This is a genomic window from Roseospira marina, from assembly GCF_014197855.1.
GTDB classification, from domain to species: domain Bacteria; phylum Pseudomonadota; class Alphaproteobacteria; order Rhodospirillales; family Rhodospirillaceae; genus Rhodospira; species Rhodospira marina.
In genome coordinates this window covers 81,241-98,768 of sequence record NZ_JACIGJ010000007.1, presented here as the reverse complement: position 1 = coordinate 98,768, position 17,528 = coordinate 81,241, and the positions used below count along the sequence as shown (strand labels likewise).

The window sequence follows — 17,528 nt, the reverse complement described above, 5'->3', positions numbered from 1 at the left end:
GCCATGAGCGTGGATTACAAAACCACCGTCTTCCTCCCCAAGACCGACTTCCCGATGAAGGCCGGGCTGGCCAAGAAGGAACCGGAGATTCTGGCGCGCTGGCAGCGCATGGATCTGTACCGGCGCCTGCGAGACGAGTCGAAGGGCCGGGAGAAGTTCATTCTTCACGACGGGCCGCCCTACGCCAACGGCCACCTGCACATGGGCCACGCCCTGAACAAGATTCTGAAGGACGTGATCGTGCGCGGCCATCAGATGCTGGGCAAGGATGCCAACTACGTTCCAGGCTGGGACTGTCACGGCCTGCCGATCGAATGGAAGATCGAGGAGGGCTACCGCAAGCGCGGCCAGGACAAGGACAGCGTCGACCCGATCGAGTTCCGCAAGGAATGCCGCGACTTCGCGCAGAAGTGGGTCGATATCCAGAGCGAGGAGTTCCAGCGCCTGGGCGTCGTCGGGGACTGGAAGACGCCCTACACCACCATGGCCTTCGCCGCCGAGGCCCAGATCGCCCGGGAACTGGGCAAGTTCCTGATGAACGGCGGCCTGTACCGGGGCGCCAAGCCGGTGATGTGGTCGGTGGTGGAAAAGACCGCCCTGGCCGACGCCGAGGTCGAGTACCACGACCACACCTCGACCACCATCTGGGTCCGCTTCCCGGTGCACCGCGCGCCCATCGCCGAGCTGGAAAACACCAGCGTGGTGATCTGGACCACGACCCCCTGGACCATGCCCGGGAACCGCGCCATCGCCTATGGCGCCGACATGGATTATGTCGTGCTGCGCGTGGTCGCGGCGGCCGACGACAGCCTCGCCGTCCCCGGTGAGCGGCTGGCGGTGGCGGCCGATCTGGTCGCCCAGGTCTGCACGGACGCCGGCATCACCGAGCATGAGATCGCCCACCGCTTCAAGGGCCGGGAGCTGGCGGAGACGATCTGTCACCACCCCTGGCACGGCCAGGGCTATGACTTCCCGGTGCCGCTGCTGCCGGGCGACTTCGTGACCACCGACCAGGGCACCGGCTTCGTCCACATCGCGCCGGGCCATGGTGAGGACGACTACTGGCTCGGCATGGCCAACGGCATCACGGTGCCCGACACCGTGGGCGGCGATGGTCTGTACTTCGACCATGTGCCGATGTTCGCCGGCCAGCATGTGTACAAGGTGGCCCCGGCCGTGCTGGACGCCATGAAGGACGTCGGCGCGCTGCTGGCCCATGGCTCGCTGGTGCACAGCTATCCGCACTCCTGGCGGTCCAAGGCGCCGCTGATCTTCCGCAACACGCCGCAGTGGTTCATCTCGATGGAGACGAACGATCTGCGCGCCAAGGCCCTCGCGGCCATCGACGCCACCCGCTGGGTGCCGCGCACCGGCTACAACCGCATCCGCTCCATGATCGAGACGCGGCCGGACTGGTGCGTGTCGCGCCAACGGGCCTGGGGCGTGCCGCTGCCGCTGTTCCTGCACAAGGCCAGCGGCGAGCCGCTGCGCGATCAGGCCGTCGTGGATCGCATCGCCGCTGCGTTCGAGGCCGAGGGCTCGGACGTGTGGTTCCACGACGACGCCAAGGAACGCTTCCTGGGCAGCGCCTACAGCCCCGACGACTACGAGAAGGTGACGGACATCGTCGAGGTCTGGTTCGACAGCGGTTCGACCCACGCCTTCGTGCTGGAGGCGCGCGACGACCTGCAATGGCCGGCCTCGCTGTACCTGGAGGGCTCGGACCAGCATCGCGGCTGGTTCCATTCCTCGCTGCTGGAAAGCTGCGGCACGCGCGGTCGGGCGCCCTACGAGGCCGTGCTGACCCACGGCTTCCTCCTGGACGAGAAGGGCGAGGACAAGATGTCCAAGTCCAAGGGCAACGTGATCGCGCCCAAGGACGTCTGGGACGACATGGGCGCCGACATTCTGCGCCTGTGGGTGGTGTCGGCCGACTACTCCAACGATCTGCGCTTCGGCAAGTCGATCCTGAAGCAGGTGGGCGAGAGCTACCGCCGCCTGCGCAACACCCTGCGCTACATGCTGGGCAATCTGGCCGGCTTCACCGAGGCGGAGCGCCTGCCGGTCGAGGACATGCCGGAGCTGGAACGCTGGGTGCTGCACCGCCTGACGGAGATGGACGCCATCGCCCGCCAGTGCATTCAGGACTTCGACTTCCACACCCTGTTCCAGGAGCTGTTCCAGTTCTGCGGCTCGGACCTGTCGGCGTTCTATTTCGACATCCGCAAGGACGCGATTTACTGCGACGCGCCCGATGATCTGCGCCGCCGGGCCGCCCGCACCGTGCTGGACATCCTGTTCGATCACCTCGTGCGCTGGCTGGCGCCGTTCATCTCGTTCACCGCCGACGAGGCCTGGCTGATCCGCCATCCCGGTGAGGACGAGACGGTGCACACCCAGGTCTTCCGCGACGTGCCCCGGACGTGGCGCAACGACGCCCTGGCCGAGAAGTGGGCCAAGGTGCGCCGGCTGCGGCGCGTGGTCACGGGTGCGCTGGAAAAGGCGCGCGCGGCCAAGAAGATCGGCGCCAGCCTGCAGGCGCATCCGGTGGTGTACGCCCCGGCGGACGTGGTCGCGGCCTGCGAGGGCCTGGACCTCGCGGATCTCTGCATCACCTCCGGCATCACGCTGACGGCGGACGGCACGCCGCCGGCCGAGGCGTTCCGCCTGGAGGGCGACGAGGGCGTCGCCGTCGTGGTCGCGCGGGCCGAGGGCGAGAAGTGCCAGCGGTGCTGGAAGGTCCTGCCGGACGTCGGCACCCATGCGCACGAGGGCGTCTGTGGGCGCTGCGACGACGTCGTCGGACGGCTGGATACGGCCCCGGCGTAAGCCTCGACGGCATCGGACGATGACCGCCTGAGTCCGGGGCCGTCTCGCCCGTCCACTCGACGAGCCGCGCGTCGGTTGAACGCGGCCGGATCTTTGCAACCGACCCCGGAACGATCCGGGCTTGACGGGGGACGCGAGCCTGCCATTCTCCTCGGCCTCTGGTCCAAGGAGAATGGTTCATGCTTCGATTTTCCGTCCGATCCCTCGTCGCGGGCGCCTTACTCGTCGGCGCACCCGTGGCGGTCGCCGCCGCGTCCGCCTCTGAGCCCGCTATGCCCAGGGCCGCCGCGTCGGCGTCGGAGGCGTCCGTCATCACCGTCTACAAGGCCCCGACCTGCGGCTGCTGCGGCGCCTGGGGCGAGCACCTGCGCGCGCACGGCTTCACGGTGATCGAGAAGGACACGGAGGCGCTGTACAAGGTGAAGGCGCTGGCCGGCGTGCCGGACGATCTGGTCTCGTGCCACACCGCAACCGTGGACGGCTATGTGATCGAGGGGCATGTGCCCGCCACCGACATCCAGCGCCTGCTGGCGGAGGCCCCGGCGGCCACCGGCCTCGCGGTGCCCGGCATGCCGCCGGCCGCTCCGGGCATGGACGTTCCGGGGCATGACTCCCCCTATGCCGTCCTGCTGTTCGACGGCCCGGACCAGCCCACGGTCTACGCCACGCACTGAGACCAACGGCCTTTGACACGGACCGTTGACGCCCGTTGCGGGCCCGATCTGTGTCCATCCGCTGCGGGTTTGAGGGAACCCGCAGCGGGTGCCGCCGTCAAGCCTCAGGCCGCGAGCCGGCCCAGCGCGGCCTCCTGATTGGCCCGCGCGCGCTCCAGGAACGCGGCCCGGGCCGCCTCGGTCTTGGCGTTGTCGCCGGCCCAGGTGCGCAGGGCCGCCTGCTGCAACGCCCGGCCATAGGAAAAGCTCAGCCGCCAGGGCGCGCCGTCCCGCTGGGCCCGCGTGTTGATGGCGTCCAGGTTGATCGTCGCCTGCTCGTCGCCCTGCCCGCCGGACAGGAACACCACGCCCGGCACGGCGGCCGGCACCGTGCGGCGCAGGCAGGCCAGGGTCCGCTCCGCGACCGTGTCCGGGTCGGCCTGCGCCGCCGCGTTCGCGCCGGAGATCACCATGTTCGGCTTGAGCAGCAGGCCCTCCGGCCGCACACCCTGCGCGACCAGCTCCGTGAACACGGCGTGCTGGACCCGTTCGGTCGCCGCGAAACAGGCGTCGATGTCGTGGGCGCCGTCCATCAGCACCTCGGGCTCGACGATCGGGACGATGCCCGCCTCCTGCGCCAGCGCGGCATAGCGCGCCAGGGCGTGGGCGTTGACGTGCACGCTGCGCGCGCTGGGCTTGCCGTGGCCGATGGCGTAGACGGCCCGCCATTTGGCGAAGCGGGCGCCGAGGGCGGCGTACTCCTGGAACCGGTCGCGCAGCCCGTCCAGGCCCTCGGTGACGGTCTCGCCGCTCTCCGGGTCGGGGGCGAGCGGCTTGGCGCCGGTATCGACCTTGATGCCGGGGATCATGCCGGCTTGTTCGATCAGCCGGACCAACGGGGTGCCGTCGGGCGCCGTCTGGCGCAGGGTTTCGTCGAACAGGATGACGCCGCTGATGTGCGCGCCGATCCCCGGCGTCCCGACCAGCATGTGGCGGTAGTCGCGGCGGCTCTCCTCCGTGGAGGTCACCCCCACGGCGTCGAAACGCTTGCGGATGGAGCCCGTGCTTTCGTCGGCGGCCAGAATGCCCTTGCCGTCGGCGACCAGGGCGCGTGCGGTTTCGGTCAGCTGTGTCATATGCATGGGATTGCCTCGGGATCTCGGTCAGTCGGTCCTTACATCTGTTCCTTGACGCCGGTTTTCACCAGCCACCGGTTCACCGGATAGGCGGTGGCGAAGCCGCACCACATGGCCAACTGCATCATGAACCAGAATTCGGGGGTCGGAACCTCAAGGGGCACGCCCAGGAGGGCGCGGAACAGTGCGAACTGCGCGATTGCCATGAAGCCATACATGCCCACCTGCCATGCCGTCAGCGACAGCACGTCGGCCTTGAGCGCCTGCACCAGCCCCTGCCCCACCGAGAGGTTCCGCATGGGCTTGATGGTGAAGTACTGGAACGCGATGCCGAACAGCAGGGCGAAGACGTAATCCAGCACCCAGACGGCGAACATCTTCTCGGCGAACAGCGTCGTCCAGCCGAACCAGACCGCCACGGAGGGCACCAGGACCGCCAGCCATTCGGCGAGGATGTCGCCCAGGGTGCAGCCCGCGCCGCAATGGGCCGTGCCCTTGCCAACCATCACCGGGAATGGGGTCTGGGTCTTGCTGGGCATCGGCTGATCATGCTGCATCGCATGATGCATGGCGCGGTGGGTCGCGAGCTTGCCGTAGCGGAAATAGGCCCAGACCGCGACGAACGGCGCGAACAGGGCCACCACCGGCCACACCACGTTCATGATCCACATGTGCTGGGGATCGCGGCGTTCGTCGAGGGCGATCACGATGGCGCCAAGGGCGCCGAGGACCAGGCAGACGATCGACAGGGTGTGCAGCCAGAGGGGAATCATGGGTCCGGGTCCGCGCGGTGTTCAGGGCAAGCGTCGGCTGCGGGCGTTTCAGCCCGCACCTCGGCAACGCACACCGGGCCCGCTCGGTTCCGTGGCCGTGATTCCGGGGGCGCCTACCGGCTGTCGTCCGCGCTGTGCCAGTGGACCGTGGCGGTCATGCAGACGAAGCCGTCGCCGTTGACCGTCATCAGGTCGAGGCCGCCGTCGGCCCGCGCATAGCCCTGCACCGCCGCCGTCTCGGTATCGAACAGGGGCCGGACCCCCCGGTAGGCAAAGGTGTGGGGCCGGCCCGAGGGCACCTGCCGGCGGGCGCTTTCCATCATGGCCATGGCCTGCAACGGTCCGTGGACGACGAGGCCCGGGAAGCCCTCGACCTCGGTCGCGTAGGTGCGGTCGTAGTGGATGCGGTGGCCGTTGAAGGTCAGCGCCGAGAAGCGGAACAGCCGCACCGGATCGACCGGCAGGGGCTCCCGCCACAGCGGGTCGGGCGGCGCCGCCCGGGGCTTCGGCGGAACGAACGCCGGCGGGCGCGCGACATAGACGATGTCATGGTCCTCCTCCACCGCCAGTCCACGCGCCGTGGAGATGGCGTGGCGCACCGTCACGAACACCATGGCGCCGGCCGCGCCGGTTTTTTCCTGCACATCGAGGATTTCGGATTCCCGCGTGATGGTGCCGCCGATCCCCAGCGGGACATCGTGGAAGGTTAGGCGGCCCCCGGCCCACATGCGCCGTTCCTGCGGTACGGCCGGCAGGAAGCCGCCCAGCCGCGCGTGACCGTCCGGTCCCACGTCGGTCATGGTCGCGGCGGGCAGCGTGTACAGCCAGTGCCACAGGGGCGGGAGCGGGTCGCCCGGCGCGGGGTCCTCGACGGCGTCGTTGATGGTCGCCTGCATCCGGATCACCGGCCCGGGGGTGATGGTGTCGGTGGCGCAGTCCGTCCGGCCGATGGCGGCGCGCGGGGACGCCGCGTCCGGCGAGGGCGGCGTGGGCGTGGGCGTGGGCTCCATGGATGGGGGCTCCATCGGTGTCGGCTCCGTTGGTGTGAGGCAGGACGGCTCCGGCGCACCCTAGGCGAGGCGGTCCCATCGCCGCAACCGCGCCCGTGCGCGGGGCCGTCCTGTCCTCGCACGACTTGACCCGGGCGTCCCGGACGCCTAACCAAGGCGCTCGTCGCCGTCCGTCCCCGCCCACACCTTTTCCGCCATGGCTTGTCTTCGTCTTCAGCGTGATCTGCCGCTGCCCCGCCCGGCGGTGTACGAGGTGATCGCCGACATCGGCGACTATCCGGCGTTCATGCCGGGCTTCGCCGGCGTGCGTCTGGACGGCTGGGAGGACGGCCCGGACGGTCCGGTTCTGCGCGTCTATCAGACCGTCGGCGCCGGCGGCCTGACGATGACGTTCCTCAGCCGCGCCCGCTTCACGCCCGGGGAACGGATCGACATCGTCTCACACGACCGGCCGTTCCGAACGCTGCGTCAGACCTGGCGGTTCGCGGATCGCCCCGGCGGGCGCGTCCGCGTCCATCTGGAGGCCGACTACGAAATGGCCGACCGGCTGGCCGGGCTGGTGTTCGACCGCGTCTTTCCCGGGCTGCTGCGCAGCGGGCTGGCCGCCGTGGCCCATCGCGCCGCACGCCGCCGCGCCGCGCTCCGGGGCGCCGACCGGCCGCACGACCCGGTGGACGCCCATCCGGGCGCGCCCGCCACGAGAGGACAGCAGACATGACCGATTCGACCGCCGCTTCGACCGCCGCGCCGGTTTCGGAGGGGCCTCCGGATGGGCCGCCGGACGGGAGCGCCCACCCGCAGGACCCGGCCCGCATCCGGGCCATGTTCAACGCCATCGCGCCCCGCTATGACCTGATGAACGACATGATGAGCGGCGGCGTCCATCGCGGCTGGAAGGCCCTTCTGCGCGCTCGGGCGGGCCGGCCGACGGGACAGGGCCTTGCGCTCGATCTGGCCGGCGGAACCGGCGATGTGGCGGACCGTCTGGCCCGCAACGGCTGGTCCGTGGTGGTGTGTGACCCGTCGGAGGGCATGATGGCGCGCGGCCGGGCCCGCACGACGGGCGGGCACGCGGCGGGGCCGCCCCTACGCTGGGTGGCCGGCATGGGCGAGGCGCTGCCCTTCGCGGATCGCACGTTCGATCTGGTCACCGTCAGCTTCGGGCTGCGCAACATGCGCGACCGGCAAGGCGCGCTGGCCGAGGTCGCGCGCGTGCTGGTGCCCGGCGGTCGCTTCCTGTGCCTGGAGTTTTCGCAACCCTGGCGGCCGATCCGGGGCCTCTACGGCGCCTATTCCCGGCTCACCATCCCGCGCGTCGGCGCGGCCGTGGCCGGCCGGCCGGAGGCCTATCAATACCTTGTGGATTCGATCCGGGCGTTCCCGGACCGGGCGACCGTCACCGGCTGGCTGGAGCAGGCTGGTCTGACGAACGTGACGGTGCGGCCCGTGTCGCTGGGCATCGCCGCGATCCACGACGGCCGGCGGGCCGCCCCATGACGGTGTCCATGAACAACGCTCGCTCGCCCGAGCCCCGCCCCTCGTGGCCGGTCATCGCGTGGCATGCGATCCGACCCCGCACCCTGCCCTTGTCGCTGTCGCCGGTGATTGCCGGCGCCGCCCTCGGCTGGGCGGAAAGCGGCGCCGCGCGCCCCGGGGTTACGGCGGCGGCCGCGCTGTCGGCCTTGGCCATCCAGGTCGGGACCAACCTGCACAATGACGCGGCCGATACCCTGAACCACACCGACGGCGAGGACCGCGTCGGGCCGCCCCGGGTGACCGCGCGCGGCTGGATGAGTCCGACGCAGGTGCTGATGGCGGCGCACGCGGCGTTCGCCCTGGCCGTGCTGCTGGGCGTCTGGCTGGTCTGGCAGGGTGGCTGGCCCATTCTGACGATCGGGGTCCTGTCGGTTTTGGCCGGTTATGCCTATTCCGCCGGGCCGTGGCCGATCTCGCGCGGACCCTGGGGGGAGTTGGCCGTGATCGCGTTCTTCGGCGTCGCGGCGGTCGGCGGGGTCACCTATCTGCACACCGGCACGGTGGGGCCGCCGGCCGTGGGCCTGGGGCTGATCGTCGGTCTGCTGGCGGCGGCCGTCCTGCTGGTCAACAACACCCGCGATATCGGCCCCGACACACGCGCCGGCCGGCGCACCCTGGCGATCCGGCTGGGGCCGTCGCGCGCGGTGTGGGTGTACGGCGTGTTGATGATGGGGGCGTTGGCCGGTCTGCTCACCCTGGCGCTGGTGGATCCCACGTTGCGCGGGGCGGCCCTTGGCCTGGTGACGGCGCCGCTGGCGTGGCGGGCCTGGCGGGCCTTCGCCACGGCGGGGGCTCCGGGCGATTTCAACGCGGTGCTGGCGCGCACCGGCGGGGTGCAGGCTGCGATGGCCCTGACGACGGCCATTGGTCTGGTGCTGCTGTAGCTCTCTGTGAATGTGCGGTGAGGGGCTTGCCGCGGCACCCCTCATCCGGGGTCGGGTTTTGGGGGCGTCCCGGGCGGGACGAGGTGACCCGCGCGGGCGGGCCGATCCCCTTTACGGTCAACGACGGCGTGTACGACGCCGCGGGCTACGATGCCACCCTGGACGGCCTGAAGGCCGAGGGCCGCGCCCCGGACCGATTATCTGTCCGGCGCGGGCATCTGCGGGCGGCTCATTACGCGGATGGTGGCGTGATCGCGTTGGTCTGAACGCGAAAAAAAGCCGCCGGTCCCCGGAGGCAAACCCAGGACCGGCGGCTCAGTCTGTCCCGCAAGGGTCTCGCTCGACCCCCCACCGGGCGGGACCAACCCGGAGTGCCGCGCGGCTGCCCTCTCAGGCCGCCTGCTGCGGCGGCAACAGAACCTCGCGCTTGCCGACCGCGTTGGCGCGGCTGACCATGCCTTCCTTCTCCATGCGCTCGATGATGCGGGCGGCGCGGTTGTAGCCGATCTGAAGGTGGCGCTGGACAAAGCTGGTCGAGGCCTTGCGCTCGCGCGCCACCAGATCGACGGCGCGGTCGAACAGCGGCTCGCTCGCGGCGACGCTGGAGCCGGCGGTGTCCTCGGCGTCCTCGTCCTCGTCCACGGTGACCGATTCGACATAGGTGGGCGCCGCAAGGCCGCGCAGGTGATCGCAGACGCGCTCCACCTCCTCGTCGGAGACGAACGGCCCGTGCACGCGGGTGATGCGCCCACCGGCCGCCATGTAGAGCATATCGCCCTGCCCCAGAAGCTGTTCCGCCCCCTGTTCGCCCAGCACGGTGCGGCTGTCGATCTTGCTGGTGACCTGGAAGCTGACGCGGGTCGGGAAGTTGGCCTTGATGGTGCCGGTGATGACGTCCACGGACGGCCGCTGGGTGGCCATGATGAGGTGGATGCCGGCCGCGCGCGCCATCTGGGCGAGGCGCTGGATGGCGGCCTCGACCTCCTTGCCGGCGACCAGCATCAGGTCGGCCATCTCGTCCACGACGATCACGATGTGCGGCAGCGGGCTGAGGTCCATCTCCTGCTGTTCGTACACCGGCTCCCCGGTGTCCGGGTCGAACCCGGTCTGCACGGTGCGGGAGACGGGGCCGCCGTCGGCCAGCGCCTTCTCGACCTTTTGATTGAAGCCGCGAATGTTGCGCACGCCGAGCTGGCTCATGGCGCGGTAGCGGTTCTCCATCTCCTTGACCGCCCACTTCAGCGCCACCACCGCCTTGCCCGGGTCGGTCACCACCGGGGTCAGCAGGTGCGGGATGTCGTCGTAGGCCGACAGCTCCAGCATCTTGGGGTCGATCAGGATCAGGCGGCAGCGGTCGGGCGGCAGGCGGTAGAGCAGCGACAGGATCATGGCGTTGACCGCCACCGACTTGCCGGACCCGGTCGTGCCGGCGATCAGCAGGTGCGGCATGCGCGACAAGTCCACGTGCACCGGCCCGCCGCCGATGTCGCGGCCCAGCGCGAGGGTCAAGGTCAGGTCGCCGCCGGCGAACTCTTCGCTGGCCAGCATCTCGCGCAGGTTCACGCCCTGGCGGCGGGCGTTCGGCAGTTCGATGCCGATGACGCTCTTGCCCGGGATGACGGCGATTCGGACCGAGACGGCGCTCATCGCCCGCGCGATATCGTCGGCCAGCCCGATGATGCGGGCGGTCTTGATGCCGCGCGCCGGTTCCAGCTCGTACAGGGTCACGACCGGCCCGGGGCGCACACGCACGATCTCGCCCTTGATGCCGAAGTCGCCGAGCACGCCCTCCAGCAGGCGGGCGTTGTTGGCCAGGGCTTCCTCGTTGATGCGGCGCTGCTGGTCGGTGGTGCGCGGCGGGTTGAGCAGGTCGAGCGGCGGCAGCACGGCCGGGCCGTCCTCGCCCGACTCCTCGCCGCCCACGAACAGGGTGCCCTGCCGGGCGCGCAGGGTTTCGCGCGCGGCGCGGGCGGCCGGCGGTTTGGCCGGGGCCTCCACCACCGCGCGTCGGGTCGCACGGGGCGTGGGCGCCTTGGCCTCCGGCGCGGGGACGGCGTCGCTGTCGTTATGCGGGTCCTCGGGTGCGGCGCCGCCCAAAACCGGCTCCCGCCGTTCCCCCGTCGGCACCGCGGCGCGGAGGTGGGCGAGCCAGCCGGCGCCCGATCGCCCGATGGTCTGGATTCGGGTTGCCGCTCCGGACACGCCGGTGCGTACCGTCGCCACATGCCGCCAGCGCAGGCCCAGGGCGATGACACACAGCCAGCCCGCCAGCCCGGCGGCCACCGCGCCCGGCACGAGGTCCCAGGCGCCGCGTGGCGCGACCATGGCCAGAAGATGGAGCGTCCAGGTGTGCAGAACGGTGCCGGTGACCCCCCCGGCGCCAGCGTAGCTGGGCCACGCGCTGCCGGGCGCCAGGGTCGCCAGGGCGAGGGCCAAAAGCGGCAGGGCCGCCAGCAGGGCCAGCGGCGGCCGGGAGCGGGGGCGCAAGGGCTCCCCGCTCATCAGGCGCAGGCTCAGGACCCCAAGCCCCAGGACGGGCAGGACGGTCACCAGGCCCAGCCATTGCACGACGGCGTCCGCCAGCAGCGCGCCGGGCACACCCATCATGTTGCGGGGCGTCGCGGCGCTGGCGACGTTCCAGGAGGGATCGGCGGCCTCGTAGGTCAGCAGGGCCGCCAGGATCACCGAGGTTAGCGCCAGGACGGCCAACCCCGCGGCGCGTCGCGTCAGACGCGCCAGTCCCACGGCGGCGGCGGGTGGCAGAAAGGGCATCCGCTGGACGCCGGCAGCGCTTCGGCTCATCACCGCATTCCTCTTGGGCAGGGGAATCCCGGCCTTACGAACAGGACGAAAAAAAGTTTTATTGTTCAGGATGTTATGGGATGGCGTTCCATCTATCTCTGAAGGATACCCGGGTTGTCCGTTCCGGGCAAGGGGGGATTTCCCGGCCAAACCACCCCGCTTCCGTTTGACCCGGCGGTCAGCCTCGTTATGGTGCTGATAAGCAGAGCCCGCGCCATTCGGGCCACACCGGACCCAGGGGGAGGACCGCATGAACACAGCCGGGCTCAGCCGGATGGAGGTTGTCGAGGGCGATATCACGGCCGAGACCACCGACGCCATCGTGAATGCCGCGAATGAAACCCTGCTGGGGGGTGGTGGTGTCGACGGCGCCATTCACCGCGCCGCCGGGCCGGGCCTGCTGGAGGCCTGCCGGGAGCTGGACGGGTGTCTGCCGGGGCAGGCCAAGGTGACCGGCGGCTTCGAGTTGGCGGCGCGCTGGGTCGTGCACACGGTCGGGCCGATCTATGACGCCCTGTCGCCGGAGGACGCCGACCGCCTGCTCGGCGCCGCCTATGTCAACGCTCTGCTCGCCGCCGCCGAGGCTGGCGCGCGGTCGGTCTCCTTTCCGGCGATCTCCACCGGGGCGTATGGCTTCCCGCAGGACCGGGCCGCGCGCGTCGCCGTCCTGTCCGTGGCGCGCGCCCTGGAGATGGACGACCGGATCGAGCTGGTGCGCTTCGTCTGCTTCTCGCCGGAACAGGCCCAGCTCCATCAGGCCGCCATGGACGCCCTGCGCAAGCTCTGACGTCCCATCGTTGACGCCCAACGTGCTGATCCCGCCGTTCCGTCCTCCCTCCGTTTTCCGCGTGTGACCCGCTTCCCCCATGATCGCCATCCTGCTGCCGCTCGGCCTTGCGTTCATCATGCTGTCCATTGGGCTGGGTCTGCGGGTGGCGGACTTCACCCGCGTGTTCCGCCAGCCGCTGGCGCTGGGGGCGGGGCTGGTCAATCAGCTTGTCCTTCTGCCGCTGGTGGGGGCGGCGCTGGTGATGGTCTACGACGGCCCGGCCGTGTTCGCGCTGGGCCTGATGGCGCTGGCGGCCTGTCCGGGCGGCATCACGTCGAACCTGCTGACCGTGCTGGCGGGAGGCAACGCGGCGCTGTCGGTCTCCATGACCGCGATCAGCAGCCTCGTCGGCATCGTCAGCGTGCCGCTGATCCTGGGCCTGAGCCAGGGCCTGCTGATGGGCGAGGCGGAGGCGATCCGCCTGCCGCTGGGCCAGATCCTGGGCGGCGTGTTCGGCGTGACCGGCGTGCCGATTGCCCTGGGCATGCTGCTCAACCATGTCGCCCCGCGCCTGACAGAGCGCATCCGCCCGGCCGCGCGCGGTCTCGCCACGGGTGTGTTCGCGCTGATCGTAGTCGGCGCCTTCGTCGGCCAGCGCGAGACCATGATGGCGCATGCCGCCGATCTCGGCCCGGTCGTGCTGGCGCTGAATCTGGGCACCATGGCGTTGGGTCTGCTGACGGCGCGGCTGCTGCGGCTGTCGTTCGCGGATACGGTCGCCATTGCCATGGAGACGGGCCTGCAAAACGCGGCGCTGGCGATCTTCATCGCCACCAGCCTGCTCGGCCGCCCGGATATGGTGGTGCCGGCCATCCTGTACGCCCTGACCATGAACCTGTCGGCGGCGGCCCTGATCGCCGGGGCGCGGGCCTACGCCCGCCGCGCCCAGACTCGCTCGGCTGCGTAGAGCGCGCGCGCCGGGTCTTCCCCGGGCATCCGGCGCCCCCCATATCCCGCTGAAGCGCATCCCATGGAAGGCCGCCTTGGAGAGGAAAGGACCCGCCATGCCGGACCGGATCCCGACACCCCGACACGCGCCCCGCCGCCGCACGGCTCTTGCCTGTGCCCTCCTGACCCTTGGTTTGGCCGCCGGGCCGAGTGGGGCCGAGACCCGCACGGTTGACTCCGAGCAGCAGACGTTCACGGTCGAGGTGCTGGCCGACGGCCTCGCCCACCCCTGGGCCTTGGCGTTCCTGCCCGATGGCGCGGCGCTCATCACGGAGCGCGAGGGGCGTCTGCGCCTATGGGCCGACGGAACGCTGGATCCGCGCCCGATTGATGGCGTGCCGCCGGTCCGCGCGGTGGGGCAGGGCGGTCTGTTGGACGTTCTGGTGCCGCCGGACTTCGCCGAGACCGGCCACATTTATCTCTCGCTGTCGCACCCGGCGGACGGCGACGGCGCCAACACCCGCGTGGTGCGGGCGGTGTTCGACCGCGAGGCCCACGCCCTGCGGGATGTGACCGTGATCGTGGACGCGACCCCGGTTGGGCACACGTCCCGACATTACGGATCCCGGCTGGCGATCGGCGGCGACGGCAAGCTCTACGTCACCACCGGGGAGCGCGGCGAGCGCCCCCGCGCCCAGGACCTCACCGATCTGGCCGGCAAGGTGTTGCGGCTGAACCCGGACGGCTCGATCCCGGAGGACAACCCGTTCGTGGGCCATGCCGACGTCCGGCCCGAAATCTACGCGCTCGGCACCCGCAACGCCCAGGGCATGGATGTGCATCCGGATACCGGCGTGGTCTGGTTCCACGAGCACGGCCCCCGGGGCGGCGACGAACTGAACATCGCCCGGGGCGGGGCGAACTACGGCTGGCCGATCATCACCTACGGCCTGAACTACAACGGCACGCCGATGGGCGAGGGCACCGCGAAGCCCGGCCTGCAACAGCCCGTGTACTACTGGGATCCGTCGATCGCGCCGTCGGGCATGACCATCTACGACGGCGCGGCGTTCCCCGAATGGCGCGGCGACATCTTCGTGGGCGCGCTGAAGTTCCGCCTGCTGGCCCGCCTGGAGATGGACGGCGACCGCGTGGTGGCGGAGGAACGGCTGCTCACGGATGAACTCGGTCGCATCCGGGCCGTGGTGACCGGCCCGGACGGGGCGCTGTATCTGCTGACGGACGCCGGCAACGGCCGGCTTGTGCGGCTGGGGCCGACGTCGTGACTCACGATCCGCTGGCGTCCGGGGCGCGGCGGCGGCGTAGGACGTAGGTGTCCATGATCCAGCCCTTGCGCGCGCGCTGGGCCTTGATGGTTTCGGAAATGCGGTCGGCGGTTTCGTCGAGCGGGCCGGCGATCAGCACCTCGTCCGGGCTGCCCACGTCGCCGCCCCAAAAGATGTCCATGTCCGGCCGGTCGCGCAGCCGCATGTAGGCGTCGCGCGAATCCAGCATCACGATGCTGTTGGTGACCGTGGCCGGGTCGCCGGTCTCGATCTGGCGGCCGGTGGTGATGACGATTTCCTCGCCCACGCGGTTGAGCGGAATGCGGTGCTTCGCCGTCAGGGCCTGCACGCAGGTGATGCCGGGGATGACCTCGAACGTGATGTCGTCGCGGCCCTCGGCGATCAGGTCGTGCAGGTTCTGCATGGTGCCGTCGTACAGGGCCGGGTCGCCCCACAGCAGAAAGGCCCCGGTCTCGCCGTCCGCCATGTTGCCGTCGATCAGGTCGGCGATCACCTGGGTGCGGCGGCGGCGCCAGTCCTCGACCGCGCCCTGATAGTCGGCGGAGGCGCGGTCCCGCTTCGGGCTGGCCCCGGCGGCGACGCGATAGGCGCGGTCGGCCGCGTGCTCCGCCAGGATCTCCCGGCGGAACCGGATCAGCGAGTCCTTCCCGTCGCCCTCCTTCTCCAGGAAGAAGAACACGTCGGTGCGGCGGATGCCCTTGATGGCGGCCAGGGTGAGGGCGTCCGGATCGCCGGGGCCGATGCCGATGAGAAGAATGTGTTTCATGTCGCAGACTCCGGGCCGGAGCCAAGGCCCGGCTTGGTGACACAGTAGAGCGTGACCGGCATGGCCGTGCGCCAGCCGTGGAAGCCGCCGAGCGGCTTGGCCTGGGCGACCGACAGCCGGGTCAGATCGCCGCCCAGGCGGGCGTGCAGGGCGGCCAGGGCGGTCTCGCTTTCCAGGGTGACGGCGTTGGCGACCAGCCGGCCGCCGGGCTTGAGGGCGGACCAGACGGCGTCGAACACGCCGGCCACGGTGAGGCCGCCGCCGATGAACACGGCGTCGGGCGCCTCCAGCCCGGCCAGGGCCTCGGGCGCCGCGCCGGCCACGATGGTCAGGCCCGGGACCCCGAGGGCATCGCGGTTGCGGGCGATGTGCGCCCGGCGGTCGTCGCGGGTCTCGATGGCGAGGGCGCGGGCGGTGGGATGGGTGCGCATCCACTCGATCCCGATGGAGCCGCACCCGGCTCCCACGTCCCACAGAAGTTCACCTGGCCGGGGCGCCAGCCGCGCCAGGGTCACGGCGCGCTGGTCGCGCTTGGTGATCTGGCCGTCGTGGTCGAAGGCATCGTCCGGCAGCCCCGCCAGCCGCGTCAGGCCGCCGTCGTGGTCGGGATCGGCGACGCAGGTGACCGCGATCACCGCCAGATCGGCGCCGGGCGGATGCGGCCAACCAGCGGCGGTGCCGTCCAAACGGTGCTCGCGCGGGCCGCCCAGGTGCTCCAGCACGGTGACGGTGCTGGCGCCGAAGCCGCGTGCCGTCAACAGGGCCGCCACCTCGGCCGGCGTCTCCCGGTTCTCGCCCAGCAGCAGCAGCCGGGCGCCCTCGTGCAGCAGGGGATGGAGTGTGGCCAGCGGGCGGCCGTGCAGGGGCAGGGTGGCGACCTCGTGCAGCCCCCAGCCGAGCCGGGCCGCGGCCAGGGACACGCTCGACGGCGCCGGGAACACCTGCATCTCGGCGGCGGGCACGCGCCGGGCCAGGGTTGCGCCCAGGCCGTAGAACATGGGATCGCCGCTCGCCAGCACACACAGCGGCGTGCCGCGCCGGGCCAGAACCCTCTCGTAACCGTCCGCGAACGGCGTCGGCCAGGGCTCCCGTTCCTGGCCGGGGATGGCGGGCAGCAGCTCTAGATGCCGCGCGCCGCCCATCACCACGGGGGCTGTTTCCACCGCCTGCCGGGCCGCCCGTCCCAACCCGTCCAGGCCGTCCTCGCCGAGACCGACCACCGTAAGCCAGGGCGTCGGCCGGGGTATGCTGTCGTCGTGCACCGTTGTCCCTCCGGATCCGGTCGGGGTGATACGAGACCCGCCCGACCGTGGCAACCCTCGCGGCGGGTTTGGGGGCGTGCGCGGGTGCGCGCGGGTGCGCTTTCGGGTTCCTCCAACGGGCGTCCCGGTGTAGACACACGCCGCGAACACGGGACCCGGGATCGGCGCACGCGCCGTCCCCCGGGACGCCCCCCGGGACGATCACTGCGAGGACCCTGTCATGCACGCCTACAGCCGCGATGCGCACGCCATCTACCGGCAATCCTTCGCCATCATCCGGTCCGAGGCGGACCTGAGCCGCATCCCCGCCGACCTGGAGGATATCGCCGTCCGCGTCGCCCACGCCTGCGGCATGCCGGACATCATCGATGCGCTGGTGTTCTCGGAGGGCGCCGGGGCCACCGGCCGCGCCGCGCTGGAGGGGGGCGCGCCGATCCTGTGCGACTGCCGCATGGTGGCGGAGGGCATCACCCGCGCCCGCCTGCCGGCCGACAACGCGGTGATCTGCACCCTGAACGACGAGCCGGTGCGTGCCATGGCGCGCGAGATGGACACCACCCGCTCGGCGGCGGCGGTGGAACTGTGGCGGCCCCATCTGGCGGGGTCCATTGTAGCGGTGGGCAACGCGCCGACCGCGCTGTTCCACCTGCTGGCCATGCTGGACGATCCGGAAACGCCGCGCCCGGCGCTGATCCTGGGCTTCCCGGTCGGCTATGTCGGCGCGGTCGAGTCGAAGGATGAACTGGCGGCCAACAGCCGGGGCGTGCCGTTCGTCGCCGTCTCCGGCCGGCGCGGCGGCAGCGCCATGGTGGCGGCCGCCGTGAACGCCCTCGGGCGGGAGGCACACGGCTGA

16 protein-coding genes are annotated in these 17,528 nt (G+C 71.1%); 10 read left to right on the top strand and 6 right to left on the bottom strand.

What is annotated here, in order from left to right; genetic code table 11:
- Positions 1-3: 3 nt before the first annotated feature.
- Entirely contained in the window at positions 4-2,829 is a 2,826-nt protein-coding gene (ileS, locus tag GGD82_RS11060; protein ID WP_150061723.1) for an isoleucine--tRNA ligase, read from the top strand.
- A 179-nt stretch (positions 2,830-3,008) separates the two neighbouring features.
- Positions 3,009-3,503 (top strand): DUF411 domain-containing protein, encoded by a 495-nt coding sequence (locus GGD82_RS11055; protein ID WP_150061722.1) that lies wholly within the window; start codon positions 3,009-3,011, stop codon positions 3,501-3,503.
- A gap of 104 nt (positions 3,504-3,607) precedes the next feature.
- Here the strand turns inward: GGD82_RS11055 and GGD82_RS11050 are convergent, their stop codons facing one another.
- From GGD82_RS11050 to GGD82_RS11040, 3 genes are all read right to left on the bottom strand, one after another.
- Positions 3,608-4,624, bottom strand: a complete 1,017-nt coding sequence (locus GGD82_RS11050; protein ID WP_211364727.1) for a class I fructose-bisphosphate aldolase — start codon at positions 4,622-4,624, stop codon at positions 3,608-3,610.
- Between the two features lie 32 nt (positions 4,625-4,656).
- A complete protein-coding gene (locus GGD82_RS11045) occupies positions 4,657-5,391 on the bottom strand; it encodes a DUF4396 domain-containing protein (RefSeq protein WP_150061721.1) in 735 nt (244 codons plus the stop codon).
- Positions 5,392-5,504: 113 nt separating this feature from the next.
- Entirely contained in the window at positions 5,505-6,401 is an 897-nt protein-coding gene (locus GGD82_RS11040) for an HTD2 family dehydratase (protein WP_150061842.1), read from the bottom strand.
- 196 nt (positions 6,402-6,597) lie between these two features.
- Between GGD82_RS11040 and GGD82_RS11035 the strand changes: the two genes are divergently transcribed.
- The 4 genes from GGD82_RS11035 (at position 6,598) to GGD82_RS11020 (ending at position 9,087) form a co-directional block, all read left to right on the top strand.
- A complete protein-coding gene (locus GGD82_RS11035) occupies positions 6,598-7,119 on the top strand; it encodes a type II toxin-antitoxin system RatA family toxin (RefSeq protein WP_150061720.1) in 522 nt (173 codons plus the stop codon).
- Complete coding sequence (locus GGD82_RS11030) at positions 7,116-7,898, top strand: class I SAM-dependent methyltransferase (protein ID WP_150061719.1); 783 nt, start codon at positions 7,116-7,118, stop codon at positions 7,896-7,898. The genes GGD82_RS11035 and GGD82_RS11030 overlap by 4 nt, the downstream gene beginning before the upstream one ends.
- Before the next feature lie 8 nt (positions 7,899-7,906).
- Complete coding sequence (gene menA, locus GGD82_RS11025) at positions 7,907-8,821, top strand: 1,4-dihydroxy-2-naphthoate octaprenyltransferase (RefSeq protein WP_150061718.1); 915 nt, start codon at positions 7,907-7,909, stop codon at positions 8,819-8,821.
- 83 nt (positions 8,822-8,904) lie between these two features.
- The gene (locus GGD82_RS11020) at positions 8,905-9,087 is read left to right on the top strand and encodes a hypothetical protein (protein WP_150061717.1); all 183 of its coding nucleotides are present in this window, start codon (positions 8,905-8,907) and stop codon (positions 9,085-9,087) included.
- Between the two features lie 124 nt (positions 9,088-9,211).
- Here the strand turns inward: GGD82_RS11020 and GGD82_RS11015 are convergent, their stop codons facing one another.
- Entirely contained in the window at positions 9,212-11,623 is a 2,412-nt protein-coding gene (locus GGD82_RS11015; protein WP_150061716.1) for an FtsK/SpoIIIE family DNA translocase, read from the bottom strand.
- 250 nt (positions 11,624-11,873) lie between these two features.
- Here GGD82_RS11015 and GGD82_RS11010 point away from each other — a divergent pair, with 250 nt between their 5' ends.
- From GGD82_RS11010 to GGD82_RS11000, 3 genes are all read left to right on the top strand, one after another.
- On the top strand, positions 11,874-12,410 hold the full coding sequence (locus GGD82_RS11010; RefSeq protein WP_150061715.1) for an O-acetyl-ADP-ribose deacetylase: 537 nt from the start codon (positions 11,874-11,876) through the stop codon (positions 12,408-12,410).
- Positions 12,411-12,489: 79 nt separating this feature from the next.
- The gene (locus GGD82_RS11005) at positions 12,490-13,359 is read left to right on the top strand and encodes a bile acid:sodium symporter family protein (protein ID WP_150061714.1); all 870 of its coding nucleotides are present in this window, start codon (positions 12,490-12,492) and stop codon (positions 13,357-13,359) included.
- A gap of 97 nt (positions 13,360-13,456) precedes the next feature.
- Positions 13,457-14,626 carry a PQQ-dependent sugar dehydrogenase gene (locus tag GGD82_RS11000; RefSeq protein ID WP_150061713.1) on the top strand — a complete coding sequence of 390 codons (1,170 nt, stop codon included), beginning with the start codon at positions 13,457-13,459 and terminating at the stop codon, positions 14,624-14,626.
- Between the two features lies 1 nt (position 14,627).
- Here the strand turns inward: GGD82_RS11000 and cobF are convergent, their stop codons facing one another.
- Complete coding sequence (cobF, locus tag GGD82_RS10995; RefSeq protein ID WP_150061712.1) at positions 14,628-15,413, bottom strand: precorrin-6A synthase (deacetylating); 786 nt, start codon at positions 15,411-15,413, stop codon at positions 14,628-14,630.
- Positions 15,410-16,675: a precorrin-6y C5,15-methyltransferase (decarboxylating) subunit CbiE gene (gene cbiE, locus GGD82_RS10990; protein ID WP_246163767.1), complete on the bottom strand. Its 1,266-nt coding sequence runs from the start codon at positions 16,673-16,675 to the stop codon at positions 15,410-15,412. Before cbiE ends, cobF begins: the two co-directional genes overlap by 4 nt.
- Positions 16,676-16,895: 220 nt before the next feature.
- On the opposite strand from cbiE, the gene GGD82_RS10985 reads away from it, so the two are divergent.
- The gene (locus tag GGD82_RS10985) at positions 16,896-17,528 is read left to right on the top strand and encodes a precorrin-8X methylmutase (RefSeq protein ID WP_150061711.1); all 633 of its coding nucleotides are present in this window, start codon (positions 16,896-16,898) and stop codon (positions 17,526-17,528) included.

Coding starts and splice junctions, on each gene's coding strand:
- GGD82_RS11005 (WP_150061714.1), top strand. CDS start 12,490: ATGATCGCCATCCTGCTGCCGCTCGGCCTTGCGTTCATCATGCTGTCC.
- GGD82_RS11040 (WP_150061842.1), bottom strand. CDS start 6,401: ATGGAGCCCACGCCCACGCCCACGCCGCCCTCGCCGGACGCGGCGTCC.
- menA (WP_150061718.1), top strand. CDS start 7,907: ATGAACAACGCTCGCTCGCCCGAGCCCCGCCCCTCGTGGCCGGTCATC.
- GGD82_RS10985 (WP_150061711.1), top strand. CDS start 16,896: ATGCACGCCTACAGCCGCGATGCGCACGCCATCTACCGGCAATCCTTC.
- GGD82_RS11030 (WP_150061719.1), top strand. CDS start 7,116: ATGACCGATTCGACCGCCGCTTCGACCGCCGCGCCGGTTTCGGAGGGG.
- GGD82_RS11010 (WP_150061715.1), top strand. CDS start 11,874: ATGAACACAGCCGGGCTCAGCCGGATGGAGGTTGTCGAGGGCGATATC.
- GGD82_RS11015 (WP_150061716.1), bottom strand. CDS start 11,623: ATGAGCCGAAGCGCTGCCGGCGTCCAGCGGATGCCCTTTCTGCCACCC.
- GGD82_RS11045 (WP_150061721.1), bottom strand. CDS start 5,391: ATGATTCCCCTCTGGCTGCACACCCTGTCGATCGTCTGCCTGGTCCTC.
- GGD82_RS11000 (WP_150061713.1), top strand. CDS start 13,457: ATGCCGGACCGGATCCCGACACCCCGACACGCGCCCCGCCGCCGCACG.
- ileS (WP_150061723.1), top strand. CDS start 4: ATGAGCGTGGATTACAAAACCACCGTCTTCCTCCCCAAGACCGACTTC.
- GGD82_RS11035 (WP_150061720.1), top strand. CDS start 6,598: ATGGCTTGTCTTCGTCTTCAGCGTGATCTGCCGCTGCCCCGCCCGGCG.
- cobF (WP_150061712.1), bottom strand. CDS start 15,413: ATGAAACACATTCTTCTCATCGGCATCGGCCCCGGCGATCCGGACGCC.
- GGD82_RS11055 (WP_150061722.1), top strand. CDS start 3,009: ATGCTTCGATTTTCCGTCCGATCCCTCGTCGCGGGCGCCTTACTCGTC.
- GGD82_RS11050 (WP_211364727.1), bottom strand. CDS start 4,624: ATGCATATGACACAGCTGACCGAAACCGCACGCGCCCTGGTCGCCGAC.